We start from the raw sequence: 12,910 nt of genomic DNA on the forward strand, positions 1-12,910 counted from the left end.
TGCCCTTCCGCCCAATCGCTTCCATTATGACGCCTGGCCGGTACAATAAATCCCAGTCCGTTTCGGGAAGGTTATGGGCCGTCCACGGGTGCTTTCGGGGGTGCAACCCACCGGCAACTTGCATCTGGGCAACTACCTGGGGGCGATTCGCCACTGGGTCGCCGGTCAGCAGGAGCGGGAAAACTACTTTTGCGTGGTGGATTTGCACGCCATGACCGTGCCCTACCAGCCGGCGGAATTGGCGCAAAACACCTACACCGTGGCGGCGCTGTACCTAGCCTGCGGGTTAGACCCCCAGCAAAGCGTGATTTTCATCCAGTCCCACGTGCCCGCTCACAGCCAACTGGCCTGGCTGCTCAACTGCATCACCCCCCTGAACTGGTTGGAGCGCATGATCCAGTTCAAGGAAAAGGCCCTCAAGCAGGGGGAGGATGTGGGAGTTGGGCTGCTGGATTACCCCGTATTGATGGCCGCCGACATTTTGCTCTACCAGGCGGACTTGGTGCCAGTGGGAGAAGACCAGAAACAGCACTTGGAACTCACACGGGATATTGCCCAACGGTTTAACTACCTGTTTGCCAGTCCCGAAACACCCATTCTGAAGCTGCCCCAGCCCTTGATTCCGACAACCGGCGCGCGCGTGATGAGCCTCACCGACGGCACCAGCAAAATGTCCAAGTCGGACCCCTCCGACATGAGCCGGATCAACCTGCTCGACCCCCCCGACCTGATCCACAAAAAAATTAAACGCTGCAAAACTGACCCGATTCGCGGCCTGGAGTTTGACAACCCCAACCGTCCCGAGTGCCACAACCTGCTGACGCTGTACCAGCTCCTAAGCGGCAAGGACAAAGCCGTCGTCGCCGAAGAGGTCAAGGACATGGGCTGGGGGGAATTCAAGCCCCTATTGGCGGAGGTGGTCATCGAGCACCTGCGTCCCATCCAGGCCAAGTACCACGAACTTATGAACGCCAAGGATTACCTCCACCAGGTCTTGCGCGAGGGGCGTGAACGGGCGAATCAAGTGGCCCAGACGACCCTGGAGCGGGTGCAAAAAGCGATGGGGATGGCCTTGCCCCTATGAACGACGGAGCCCTCAGCCGTCTCCAGCAGGGGATTCAGCGGGGGGAGTTTCTCATCACCGCCGAGGTGATGCCCCCCAAAGGCAGCAATCCCCAGCACCTGTTGCGCATGGCCCGTTTGCTCCAGCCTTGGGTGCATGGGATCAACGTTACCGACGGCAGCCGGGCGGTGTTGCGCATGAGTTCCCTGGCGGCGGCGGCTCTCCTGCGCCAGCATCACCTGGAACCCATTTACCAACTGGCCTGCCGCGACCGCAATCGCATCGCCCTCCAGGCGGACCTACTCGGTGCTGCGGCGCTGGGAATCCGCAACGTGCTGGCGCTGACGGGAGACCCAGTCCACGCCGGCGACCATCCCACCGCCAAACCCGTGTACGAATACGAGTCCGTGCGCCTGTTGCAAACGATTCAAAAGCTCAACCAGGGATTGGACAGCGAAGGCCAGCCGCTACCGGACGGGGCGACCTGCCTGTTTCCTGGCGCGGCGGTGGACCCCCAGTGCCCCAGTTGGTCGGGATTGCAACGCCGGTTTGAGCGCAAGGTGCAAGCGGGCGCTCAGTTCTTTCAAAGCCAGATGATTGTGGACTTTGACCGTCTGGAAAAATTCATGACCCAGATTGCCAAGGGGTGTGGCCGTCCCATCCTAGCGGGGATTTTTCTGCTCAAGTCCGCCAAAAACGCCCGCTACATCAACAAGTACGTGCCGGGGGTGCAAATCCCCGAAGCCCTGATTCAACGCCTGGAACGGGCAGACCATCCCCTTGAGGAGGGCATTGCCATTGCCAGTGAACAGGTGCAGTGGGCGCGGCAACTCTGTCAAGGGGTGCATCTGATGGCGGTCAAGCGGGAGGACTTGATTCCTGAAATCCTGACGCGCGCGGGTCTATCGCCCACCAACCCGCCTCTGTACACACCGCCTGCACCGGTTGGTCCCAGGGGTCCCGCGGAAGCACAGGCACCAGAAATGCGCTGAAGACCACGCCCACCCGATGGACGCCCTGCCACTGGGGTTCAGCCAGCAATCGGTCGAAATAGCCACCCCCATAACCCAAACGATAGCCCTGGCGGTCGTAGGCCAAGGCCGGAAGCAGGAGCAAATCCCCTGGCTGGGGAGTCAACGGCGGCGCATCGGGAAACGGTTCCGGCAACCACCCCGTCGTCAAAGGCAAACCAGGTTGCCAGCGGTGCCAGACCAGCCGGTCACCTTCCCGACGTGGTAACCCCCACACGGGCGCCTGTTCCCAGAGCGGGCGCAAATCTGGCTCCCCCGCCAAACTCACGTAGCCAAAGACCTGCTGAGCGCTCCGCCACCAGGGATGTCGTTGCAAATACGCCTGCAGTTGCCGACTCTGCTGCCGGCAGGTCTCCGGCGACAGTTCAGCCCGTTGCTGGCGAAACTGCGCGCGTAACGTCTTTTTCAAGCCTGACTTTTGGGTTCCACTGGCGGTGCCGACTTTTTCGGCGGTACAGGGCGCGAAGGCCGCGACTTGGGACGCGACCGCTTGGCCTTCTTGGTGGGGAGGATAGCCGCCACCTTGTGGGCCTGGCGGATGACCAGATCCGTGCCCTGGCGTTGCACCTGCAAATCCCAAAACATCCCCTTGCCGGGTTGGGGCAATGTCCCCTTCAGGTCCAATTTGAACGTCTCTGCCGCACCGGTGAGGGTCATGGGCGCCCGGCGAATTCGCACCGTCACCCGCTCCAATTGCTGGTTCTGGCGCACCACCTCGCCGCGAATCGAAAAGTAATCCTCTTCCACCCACACCGTGTCAGCCCCGAGATTCTCCTCAGGATGGAGCGCTTCGGGTTCCCACACCCCCATGATCTGCACGTGCAAGGGGAGAAAGGGAGTTTCTGGCTTGGCCTGGGACTGTTTGCGGGTGCGGGGATAGACCACCCACAGGTGTTCCCGAGACAAATCCAGACGCTTTTTCACCAGGCTCATCAACCGCCCCAGCAGCACCGCGTCCACTTGCACCCCGTCGTGGGTCACCAGCAGCCCCTTGGTAAATTGTTCCTCCGACGGCTGGTAGCGTCCCCGTAACACCCCAATCGCCCGGTACTGCAGGGGTTCCGTCGGAGGAGGAATCGGGTGGACGTAACTGGCAACGGCAATCATCGCTCCGGCGTCACCATCCGTACCGCTTGTAACCGCGCCTTCGCCTGCTTGAGCTGCTGAGTAGCGTCGAGCTTGTCCTTGCGGGTAGTTGCCTGTTCGTAGGCCGCTTCCGCCGCCGCTAACTCCTGCTGGACCTGCTCGAGCTTGAGACTATCGCCCCGTTCGGCCCCGTTGACCAGCACCGTCACCTCGTTATTTTCCACTTCGGCAAACCCGCCTAGCACCACCAGGGGGGTCCAGGTGCCGCCCGCTTTGATCTGCATCACGCCGATGTCCAGCGCCGTCAACAGGGGGATGTGGTCTGTCAAGATGCCCAACTGCCCCGACATGCTCGGGAGAATGACCTCCTGCGCTGGGCCGTCCCACACGGTCTGGTCAGGCGTAATCACGCGCACCGTCAAGGTCATGCTCTACCCTCAGCCCGCAATTTTTCCGCCTTGGCCTTGGCCTCGTTGATGTCCCCCACCATGTAGAACGCCTGCTCTGGCAGGTCGTCCAACTCCCCATCCAGGATCATCTTGAAGCCCTTGATCGTGTCCTCTAATTTAACGTATTTGCCAGGGGAACCGGTAAACACCTCCGCCACGAAAAACGGCTGGGACAGGAACCGCTCGATCTTGCGCGCCCGCGCCACCGTCAGCCGGTCCTCCTCTGACAGTTCATCCAACCCCAGAATGGCAATGATGTCCTGCAACTCCTTGTAGCGCTGGAGCGTCGCCTTGACCCGCCGTGCCACCGTGTAGTGCTCCTCCCCGACGATATGGGGCTGCAGCATGGTGGAGCTGGACTCCAGCGGGTCCACTGCCGGGTAAATCCCCTTGGCGGCCAACGCCCGCGAGAGCACTGTCGTGCCGTCCAGGTGGGCAAAGGTGGTCGCTGGTGCTGGGTCTGTCAGGTCGTCTGCCGGCACGTACACCGCCTGGATGGAGGTGATCGAACCTTCTCGCGTGGAGGTAATGCGTTCCTGGAGCGCCCCCATGTCCGTCCCCAGGGTCGGTTGATACCCCACCGCCGAGGGCATCCGGCCCAGCAGCGCCGACACCTCCGAACCCGCCTGCACAAACCGGAAGATGTTGTCAATAAATAGCAGCACGTCCTGCTTGTTCACATCCCGGAAGTACTCGGCCATCGTCAGGGCCGTCAGCCCGACCCGCATCCGCGCCCCCGGCGGTTCGTTCATCTGACCGTACACCAGGGCAATCTTGGACTTGCTCGGGTCTTCGGTGTTGATCACCCCCGATTCGATCATCTCGTTGTAGAGGTCGTTGCCCTCGCGGGTACGCTCGCCCACGCCGCCAAACACCGACACGCCCCCGTGCTGGATGGCGATGTTGTTGATCAGCTCCATCATGATGACGGTTTTGCCCACCCCCGCGCCGCCGAACAGGCCGATTTTACCGCCGCGGCGATAGGGTGTCAGCAGGTCAATCACCTTGATCCCCGTCTCTAGGATCGAGGGTTTGATTTCTAAATCCGTGAGCTTGGGAGCAGGCCGGTGAATCGGCATCACCTTGGTGCGGGGCACGTCCCCCTTTTCATCCACCGGTTCCCCCAGCACATTGAAAATCCGACCCAAGGTCACTTCCCCCACCGGCACGCAGATGGGCGCACCTGTGTCAATGACCTCCATTCCTCGCACCAGGCCGTCTGTCGAACTCATGGCCACCGACCGGACGATGTTATCCCCCAGCAGTTGTTGCACCTCGCAAGTCACGGCCACCTCTTGGCCCGCCGGGTTCCGCCCCCGAATCCGCAGGGCGTTATACACCTTGGGCAACCGTCCCGGCGGAAATTCCACGTCCACAACTGGCCCAATCACCTGCACAATCCGACCGACGTTGACCTGTTCTGCAGTGGCAACCATGAGCGTTTGTCCCCAGTGTGCGCAAGCCTTACTCCCTTCTAGCGTACCACCAAGCCTGTCTCCCTGACCGAAGCGGCCATAATAGATCATGCTTGGTTTGGAGAGGTGGCAGAGTGGTTGAATGCGGCGGACTCGAAATCCGTTATGGCGGCAACGCCATCGAGGGTTCGAATCCCTCCCTCTCCGTGAGAGTTAAGGCCAATCAATGACCTACCGTTCCACCTGGTGGCGGCCCTGGCAGGACACGGACCGGACCCTGTGGGGAGCTGTGCTGGGCTTGACCGTAATCGGCGTGACGGCCATTTTCAGCACTGGCTTGACCAGCAAGGCCAACGACTGGTGGCAACAGACCCTGATTGTCCTGCTGGGGTCGGTCATCGCGCTGGGGCTGGCCCGCTGGCCCTACGAAACCCTGCGGCGGTGGCATTGGGTCACCTACGCCTTGGCAAATGCCCTGCTGGTGGCCGTGATGATGGTGGGCACCTCGGCGCTGGGAGCAGAACGCTGGATCGCCATTGGGGGATTCCACCTCCAGCCCTCGGAATTTGCCAAGGTGGCGGTGATTGTGACGCTAGCAGCCCTTTTGGAGCACTCGCGGGCGCCGGCCCTGTGGACAATCCTGCAAGCGGCGGCTGTGGTCCTTCCCCCTGGGGTGCTGGTGTTCATCCAGCCCAACCTGGGGACAGCCTTGATTTTTGCGGCGATCACCCTGGGGATGCTCTACTGGGCCAACATTCCCCTGGCTTGGATTGGGTTGCTGCTGTCGCCCTTGGTGTCAGCTATCTTGCTATTCCTGTCGCTGCCGGCCTGGGGCCTGTGGGTCGCCGCCATGACCCTCGTGGGATGGTGGGCGTTGCCCTGGCCGCGTTGGGGTGCGTTGACCGCGCTGGTGGTGAATTTGCTATCAGGCCGCCTAGGGCAATTTTTCTGGGGACTGTTGAAGGACTACCAGCGCGACCGGCTGATTCTGTTCCTGGACCCCGATAAGGACCCCCTTGGCGGTGGCTATCACCTGATCCAATCCCGCATCGCCATCGGGTCGGGCGGCCTGTGGGGCCAAGGGTTATTTCAGGGAACACAAACCCAGTTGAGTTTTATCCCGGAGCAGAACACGGACTTTATCTTCTCGGTCATTGGCGAGGAGCTGGGGTTTGTGGGGTCCATGCTCGTGGTGTTTTTGTTTTGGTTGGTGGCGTTGCGGCTGGTGCTGATCGCCCGGAGCGCCCGCGATGGGTTTGGCTCGCTGATTGCCATCGGCGTGCTGAGCATGTGGATGTTCCAGGCGGTGATCAATATCGGCATGACGGTGGGTCTGGCGCCGATCACGGGGATTCCGTTGCCGTTTTTGAGCTATGGCCGCTCGGCGATGCTGGCAAATTTGATCGCCCTGGGGCTGGTGCAATCGGTGGCCAATCACCGCCGCCAATCCCTTTACTGACCGCCGATTGATGATTTAATAACTAGAGACGGCGACGGGAGCGCTCGCAGCGGATGAGTATGGCAGCGTGGCAACAGGGATTGACCTTGTTTTTCAGCCTGCTGGTAGAGGCTTTGCCGTTTTTGTTGTTAGGCGTTCTGTTTTCCAGTCTATTGCTGGGATGGGTGGAACCGGAAAAGGTGGTGCGGTTGTTGCCTCGGCATCCCCTAGCGGGCGCGGTGGCGGGCGCGCTGTTGGGTTGCCTGCTCCCGGTGTGCGAGTGCGGGAATGTCCCGGTGGCGCGGCGACTGTTGACTCAAGGACTACCCGCGTCCGTGGCGGTGGGGTTTCTGCTGGGCGCGCCGACGATTAACCCCATCGTGCTCTGGTCCACCTGGGTCGCGTTTCGGGACCAACCTCTGATGGTGGTAGGACGCCTGGTTTTAACGCTGGTGGTGGCGGTGGTGGTAGGCTGGGTATTTTCGGTGCAGCGGGATTTGCGCCCGTTTCTGCAACCGGCGGTGGCCCAGGCCATGCCCGTGCCGATGTCGCAGCGACCGCAGCGGGAACTGGCGCTGGTAAGTGTGCCGACTGGTCATTTCTGGGCGGTGGCGGGGCGTCAGCCGATTCCCCTAGATAGCAGCGGTTGGAGTGCGTTGCGGTTGTTGTCCTGGCGGGGGCGCTGGCGCTTGGTGTGGGTGAACGCTCTGACGGAATTGCGGGAGTTAGGAGCCGTGTTGATCCTGGGCACGGCGGTTGCGGCGGCGATTCAGGTGTTGGCCCCGCGCGAGCTGATCTTGAGCTTGGGACAAGGCCCAGCGACCTCGGTGCTGGCGATGCTGGCACTGGGCACGGTGGTGTCCATCTGCTCGACGGTGGATGCGTTTTTTGCCCTGTCGTTTGCGGGGAGTTTTACCGCTGGTGCGCTGCTGGCGTTTCTGGTGTTTGGGCCGATGGTGGATTTGAAGGGGGTGAGTTTGCTGTTGACCGTCTTTCGCCCCCGCGCCGTGCTGTACCTATTTCTGCTGGCGGCGTCCCTGACGTTTGTGCTGACCCTGGCGATGAACCTGTACCTGTGATGAACGGTTGGGATTTGCTGGCGCTTGGGCTATGGGGCGCGCTGCTGGTCAAGTACTGGCTGACGGGGCAATTGGCGGTGCTGATCCACCCCAACTATTTCCCCTTAACGGTGAGCGCGGGGCTGCTGTTGCTGGGACTAACGGGCTGGCAAGGCTGGCAGCAGTGGCGCGAGCGAGGACGTTTGCGGCAGTTGGTGCCCGAAAGCGGCGGGCTGCTTCCCCGCCCCTGGAGCCGCTTTTTGTTGATGAGCACGGCGATGGTGGGGCTGCTGGTCACGCCCCAGCCCTTTAATAGCCAGGTGGCCATCGCTAGAGGTGACCTGCTGACCTTGACCCGCCCGATGCCCCAACGGTTTCGCCTGCGCCAACGTCCCGAGGACCGCTCGCTCGTGGACTGGGTGCGTTTGCTCCAGGTCTATCCCGAACCCGATGCCTACCAGGGCCAAAAAGCGCGGGTGGAGGGGTTTGTAGTGCGTCCCCCCGGCAGCCCAGCCCGCCAGTTTCTGCTGGCCCGGTTTGTGGTCACCTGTTGCGCGGCGGATGCCTACCCGGTGGGTTTGCCGGTGGAGGTGCCCAGTGCAGGCAAGACCTACCCGGCAGACACCTGGTTGCGCGTCGAAGGGCGGATGACGACTGGGCATATCCAGGGCCAACGCCGGTTAGTGCTGCGGGCCGAAACCCTCACGCCGATTCCCCGTCCTGCCAACCCCTACCTGTACTGAGATGGGCTTTGCCGTGCTGGGCTATGGGTTTGCGCTGTGGGACTTGCTGGCAGACCAGTTGGGGGTGCCGCGGGAGCAGGTGGTTTCCTGGACGCCCTACCCCGGCGGAGCAGGGCTGAACGTGGCCTGTCACTTGGGGCGCCTGGGCGTGCCCACGGCCCTTGTCAGCGCGGTGGGTCAGGACCCGTGGGGAACCCAGGTCCTCCAGGTTCTCCAGTCCTACAACGTCTGTACGGATTACCTGCAGCGGTTGCCCTACCCCACTCGTCTGGTGGAGGTACTGCGCCGCCAGGATGGGGAGCGGGAATTTGCGGGCTTTCGTCCTGCCGATTGCCCTGCCTTTGCCGACGCCTTTATCGCGTTTCAACCACCGCCCTGGCGGCCCGCCTGTCTCTACATTGAAGGGGTGGTGCTGGCTTTTCCCCAGTCCCGCGCAACGGCTTTCGCCCTGGTGGATTGGGCGTCCCAGCAGGAGGTCATGACGCTGGTGGACGTGAACTGGCGTCCGACACTGTGGACGGACGAGGCGTTGGCGCGGTCGGTCACCCAAGCGCTGGTGCAGCGGGTCCAGGGCGTGAAGTTAACGGCAGACGAGGCCCAGTGGTTGTTTGGCACGGACGACCCCGACGTTCTCCACCGGCAATGCCCCAACTTGGCGGTGGTCCTGGTGACCCAGGGAGCCCAAGGCTGCGCATACCGCGTTGGCTCCCACAGCGGGCATTCCCCGGCGTTTCCGGTGACGGCGGTGGACACAACGGGCGCCGGCGATGCCTTTGTGGCCGGTTGGCTGCACCAGTGGGTGACCCAGGGACCCGCCCTGACCCAGGACCGGGAGCGTCTCCAGGCCGCCCTGCGTTGGGCCAATGCCGTGGCGGCCATTTCCACGACAGCACCGGGCGCCATCACCCGCGCGCCGACGTCTCTGGAAGTTGCCCAATTCCTGGCCGCCCATCGCCCTGAACCCACCAGCGCCTGATCTCGTCTAACGGAGTAGATACGGTTCAGGGGAGTCACCACGGATGCGTTTCTTTGTTGTATTACCGGTTTTGTTAGGCGTTCTGTCGGCCATGCCAGTCTTGGCAGTTGAATTTACAGGGGTCAGCGAACTTGCCCAGGCCTCCAAGCGGCGGGGGTTCTGGTCAGAACTCCAACTCACCCCAGAGCAACTGCAGCGGATCCAGCAAATTCGGGCCAACGCGCGGCAACAGATGCAGCAAGTACTCACGCCAGCGCAGCGCCAGCAGTTGCGTCAAGCCCAGACCCCAGCCGAGCGGCGCCAGATCCTGCGCCGTCTCCAGTTGACCGAGGCCCAGAAAGCCCAAATTCGCCAAATTCGCGCCAACACCCGCCAGCAAATCGAAGCCATCCTCACCCCGGAACAACGCCAGCGACTGGAGGCACGGCGGCAACAGCAGCGGCGTGTTCCCAAACCGATGTAATGCGGATTGCTTCGGCACCCCACCAGTGCCACAATATAGAGAAATACGGGCGTGGAGGAACGTAGGGTGCGAAAGCGACTGGGAGCAATCGTGGTTGGTTTGGTACTGGTGGTGAGCTTGCTACTGACCGGATGCAGCGGTGCGATGGGGACCCTATCGGGCGATTATGTCCAGGACACGCTGCAACTGGTGCAAACACTCCGCCGCGCTGTTGCCCTTTCCGAAGATGACCCCAACAAGGCCGCCATCCAGAGCGAAACCCGCCAGCGGATCAACGACTTTGCCGCCCATTATCGCCGCGACAGTCGCGTCTCTAGCCTGTTGTCCTTCACGACCCTGCGGACCGTGCTGAATTCCCTGGCGGGCCACTACAGCTCCTATCCTGGGCGGCCCTTGCCGGAGAAACTGAAAAACCGCATCAACGAGCAGCTCGACCAGGTGGAACTGGCTTTGAAACGGGGCAACTGACATCCCGATGGCGACAGTCATCACCTACAGCCCGGCAGTGACCCTGGTGCCCACCTACGAATGTTTCAATGCCTGCACCTATTGCAACTTTCGGGTCGCACCTGGAACCGGAACTTGGCTCAGTCTCGACCAGGCTCGCCAGCGGTTGGACCATCTCCGGCGCCATCACCCCGAGGTGACCGAAATTTTGCTGTTGAGTGGTGAAGTCCATCCGCGCAGTCCCGAACGCACGCGCTGGGTGGAGCATCTGTACCAACTGGCGAAACTGGCTTGGGAGCATGGCTTTTGGCCCCATACCAACTGTGGTCCGCTGAGTGAACCCGAAATGCGCCGCTTGCAGGCGGTGAATGTTTCGATGGGGTTGATGCTGGAGCAACTGCGGGCGGACTTGGCGGTGCATCGTCACGCCCCTAGTAAGGACCCCGCTCTACGCTTGGCGCAACTGGAGCAAGCGGGACGCCTGGGGATTCCCTTCACCACCGGCCTGCTGCTGGGCATCGGGGAAACGCCCCAGGATTGGGAGGCGACGTTGCAGGCCATTGCCGACGTACACCGGCGCTGGGGCCATATCCAGGAGGTCATCTTGCAACCTTACCGGCGGGGCAGTCGCCAGCCCACACCGCTCCCGGATTTTCCCTTGGCGCGGTTGCCAGCCGTGGTAGCCTTGGCGCGGGAGATTTTGCCCGACGACATTACCATCCAGGTCCCGCCGAATTTGATTACCCAACCCGCTGTACTGCTTGACTGTTTAGCCGCCGGTGCGCGGGATTTGGGGGGTCTCGGGCCGCGCGACGAGGTCAACCCGGATTACGCCTACCCGTCCTTGGCGACGCTGGAGACCCTGTTGGCCCCGCACGGTTATCGCTTGCAACCCCGCTTGCCGATTTATCCCAAATGGTTGCATTCTCAACGCGTTTGGCCCCGTTCTAGCCAATCCCCTCAATTTGGTGTAAGGTATTAGGTGTTTAACCGTTCCACAGCTTGGTTGGTCGTGGTTCCCCAGCGGGGTAGGTCTTTTATGTCGGAAACGCTGCTCAATACCCATGACAACGAAACCCTTTCGCGGGAAAGTCGCATTAGCCAACTGCGTCTCTTACTGGAGACCTTGCGCACAGCAGATATTGTGGCCAAGCAGGGATATTTCATTACCAGTTCCGAACTGGCGGCGTTGATGGATGTAAACGCCAGTGCCGTTACCAGTCGCGGGGAAACCTGGGCCTGGCGCAACTGGATCGTCTCGCGGGTGCGGCGGGAAGGCAATCAAATCCTTTGGCAACTGGAGCGGATTGACGGCCCAGCTCCCAACAGTGACCTGACCGACATGAACTAAAAACCCGCCCGTCGCGCGGCTTGCCAAGCCTGTTGACGCTGTTCACCGGCTCGCTGGAACAGGGCTTCGCTGGTCTGGAGGTAGTGTTCGCTATAGCTCTGGGTAAACCAGTGCAGTTCCTCCAGCGCGTCCTGCAAGTGGTTCAAGCAGTGATACAGGCTGCTGGCGACTCCGGCCAGTACCGGTGGGTTGGCCTGGCTGCGAAACAGGGTTTCCGCTTCGTGCAGGGTGCGGCGACAGGCCCGCAGGTAGCGGTGGAATGCCGCCATGCAGGTCTCGTCAAAGGGGTCGGCGGCCAGGCGTTCCAGTTGCCGGTGGCGACTGGTCAAAATGCGGCACACTCGCTGGTCCACGGGTTGAAACACCTGTTGCCACCACCCGTGCGGCGGCGGACTTGGTTCAGGGGTTTGGGAAACCGTTTGCTGCTGGTACTGCTGGTCGTAGGCCCGGCGTTGTTCGGGGTCGCTCAACACCTCGTAGGCGAGGTTCAAAGCGATCATCTGTTCGTGGCCGTTGGGGTTGGTGTCGGGATGGCAGAGTTTGACCAACCGGCGGTAGGCGGCCTTGACTTGAGCGGGCGTGGCATCGGGTCGCAAACCCAGCGTGCGGTAGTGGTCTCTCATGCGTAGGGCAAATCAAACAACACTGTACTCATATAGCGTTCGGTCCAATCGCTGCCGAAGGCCCGTTCCAGCACCCGCCGCGTTTTGTCGTTTTGCTGCTGTTGCCGACAGTAGTAGCTCTGCTGCGAATGGTGCTGCTGTTGCAAAGGGGGGGATAAGGGCGTCGCCGTCTGCGCCTGCTGACAATGAAACTCGAGGATACGGACAACGTAATCCACGAAACGCTGTTGCTCCGCTTCGTTCACGGGCCGAATGAACAGGCAAAATTCCGAGAAAATATCCCCCCAAGGCGGCAAAGGACGGGGTTGTTCAAAGTCACCTGGGGTGTGGGTGGAGAGGTAATCCACATACGCTGCCGGTAAGGAGTGGTCAATCCGCGTGGGCGACAAATCCACAATTGCCGCGCTCACCTGGCCCCGTCCCGCCACGATATCAGCCCCAAATATCGGCAGGTCGTAGCAGGGTCGGGGAAACATCACGCAGTGCAGGATGTCCAAACTCCCCCCCACCTGGGCCAATTCCAGATGCAACTTGCGAAAGTGGGTGCTTTGGTAGCAGATGTTGCGGATTTGCAGCCGTTCCCCCTCCAACTGCCCCTCTACGTAGCCCAAATCCGACGGCAGTGGGTACGGTTCCAGGGGCAAATAGGTCTGCCAACCCTGGCGAATCACCTGCGTCAGTCGCTCAATCAACGGATGCAGAATCACCCCAGCGTGCAACGCTCCACTCTCTAGCATAGCCAGCCGGTCCCACCGTTTATGATCGAA

The 12,910-nt window shown here is 61.6% G+C and carries 15 protein-coding genes, 1 tRNA gene and 1 pseudogene; 11 read left to right on the plus strand and 6 right to left on the minus strand.

What is annotated here, in order from left to right; genetic code table 11:
* The first annotated feature begins 73 nt into the window (after window positions 1-73).
* Entirely contained in the window at window positions 74-1,084 is a 1,011-nt protein-coding gene (trpS, locus tag NZ705_03330; protein MCS7291993.1) for a tryptophan--tRNA ligase, read from the plus strand.
* A gap of 68 nt (window positions 1,085-1,152) precedes the next feature.
* A pseudogene (locus NZ705_03335) lies at window positions 1,153-1,905 on the plus strand (methylenetetrahydrofolate reductase).
* Window positions 1,906-1,921: 16 nt separating this feature from the next.
* On the opposite strand, the gene NZ705_03340 reads toward NZ705_03335, so the two are convergent.
* From NZ705_03340 to atpD, 4 genes are read right to left on the minus strand one after another with little or no spacing between them, the layout of a single operon-like run.
* Window positions 1,922-2,503, minus strand: coding sequence for a 5-formyltetrahydrofolate cyclo-ligase (locus tag NZ705_03340; GenBank protein ID MCS7291994.1), 582 nt, complete (start codon window positions 2,501-2,503; stop codon window positions 1,922-1,924).
* The gene (locus NZ705_03345) at window positions 2,500-3,201 is read right to left on the minus strand and encodes a hypothetical protein (protein MCS7291995.1); all 702 of its coding nucleotides are present in this window, start codon (window positions 3,199-3,201) and stop codon (window positions 2,500-2,502) included. The genes NZ705_03340 and NZ705_03345 overlap by 4 nt, the downstream gene beginning before the upstream one ends.
* Window positions 3,198-3,608 carry an ATP synthase F1 subunit epsilon gene (atpC, locus tag NZ705_03350; GenBank protein MCS7291996.1) on the minus strand — a complete coding sequence of 137 codons (411 nt, stop codon included), beginning with the start codon at window positions 3,606-3,608 and terminating at the stop codon, window positions 3,198-3,200. Before atpC ends, NZ705_03345 begins: the two co-directional genes overlap by 4 nt.
* On the minus strand, window positions 3,605-5,065 hold the full coding sequence (atpD, locus tag NZ705_03355) for a F0F1 ATP synthase subunit beta (protein MCS7291997.1): 1,461 nt from the start codon (window positions 5,063-5,065) through the stop codon (window positions 3,605-3,607). Before atpD ends, atpC begins: the two co-directional genes overlap by 4 nt.
* A 99-nt stretch (window positions 5,066-5,164) precedes the next feature.
* Between atpD and NZ705_03360 the strand changes: the two genes are divergently transcribed.
* The 9 genes from NZ705_03360 to NZ705_03400 all read left to right on the plus strand — a co-directional run bounded on the left by NZ705_03360 (window position 5,165) and on the right by NZ705_03400 (window position 11,520).
* Window positions 5,165-5,251, plus strand: a tRNA-Ser gene (locus NZ705_03360).
* 19 nt (window positions 5,252-5,270) lie between these two features.
* Complete coding sequence (gene rodA, locus NZ705_03365; GenBank protein ID MCS7291998.1) at window positions 5,271-6,503, plus strand: rod shape-determining protein RodA; 1,233 nt, start codon at window positions 5,271-5,273, stop codon at window positions 6,501-6,503.
* A gap of 53 nt (window positions 6,504-6,556) precedes the next feature.
* Window positions 6,557-7,561, plus strand: coding sequence for a permease (locus NZ705_03370; GenBank protein MCS7291999.1), 1,005 nt, complete (start codon window positions 6,557-6,559; stop codon window positions 7,559-7,561).
* On the plus strand, window positions 7,561-8,283 hold the full coding sequence (locus tag NZ705_03375) for a TIGR03943 family protein (protein ID MCS7292000.1): 723 nt from the start codon (window positions 7,561-7,563) through the stop codon (window positions 8,281-8,283). The genes NZ705_03370 and NZ705_03375 overlap by 1 nt, the downstream gene beginning before the upstream one ends.
* 1 nt (window position 8,284) lies before the next feature.
* Window positions 8,285-9,259 carry a carbohydrate kinase gene (locus NZ705_03380; GenBank protein MCS7292001.1) on the plus strand — a complete coding sequence of 325 codons (975 nt, stop codon included), beginning with the start codon at window positions 8,285-8,287 and terminating at the stop codon, window positions 9,257-9,259.
* Between the two features lie 43 nt (window positions 9,260-9,302).
* Window positions 9,303-9,722, plus strand: coding sequence for a Spy/CpxP family protein refolding chaperone (locus NZ705_03385; GenBank protein MCS7292002.1), 420 nt, complete (start codon window positions 9,303-9,305; stop codon window positions 9,720-9,722).
* Window positions 9,723-9,788: 66 nt separating this feature from the next.
* Window positions 9,789-10,190 carry a photosystem II protein Psb27 gene (psb27, locus tag NZ705_03390; protein ID MCS7292003.1) on the plus strand — a complete coding sequence of 134 codons (402 nt, stop codon included), beginning with the start codon at window positions 9,789-9,791 and terminating at the stop codon, window positions 10,188-10,190.
* Between the two features lie 7 nt (window positions 10,191-10,197).
* Window positions 10,198-11,151, plus strand: a complete 954-nt coding sequence (gene cofG, locus NZ705_03395; protein ID MCS7292004.1) for a 7,8-didemethyl-8-hydroxy-5-deazariboflavin synthase subunit CofG — start codon at window positions 10,198-10,200, stop codon at window positions 11,149-11,151.
* Between the two features lie 57 nt (window positions 11,152-11,208).
* Entirely contained in the window at window positions 11,209-11,520 is a 312-nt protein-coding gene (locus NZ705_03400; protein MCS7292005.1) for a hypothetical protein, read from the plus strand.
* On the opposite strand, the gene NZ705_03405 is transcribed toward NZ705_03400, so the two are convergent.
* Complete coding sequence (locus NZ705_03405) at window positions 11,517-12,143, minus strand: J domain-containing protein (GenBank protein MCS7292006.1); 627 nt, start codon at window positions 12,141-12,143, stop codon at window positions 11,517-11,519. The two genes, NZ705_03400 and NZ705_03405, sit on opposite strands and share 4 nt — an antisense overlap.
* Window positions 12,140-12,850 carry a phycocyanobilin:ferredoxin oxidoreductase gene (locus NZ705_03410; GenBank protein MCS7292007.1) on the minus strand — a complete coding sequence of 237 codons (711 nt, stop codon included), beginning with the start codon at window positions 12,848-12,850 and terminating at the stop codon, window positions 12,140-12,142. Before NZ705_03410 ends, NZ705_03405 begins: the two co-directional genes overlap by 4 nt.
* Window positions 12,851-12,910 lie beyond the last annotated feature (60 nt).

Source organism: Gloeomargarita sp. SKYB120, from assembly GCA_025062155.1.
GTDB lineage: Bacteria > Cyanobacteriota > Cyanobacteriia > Gloeomargaritales > Gloeomargaritaceae > Gloeomargarita.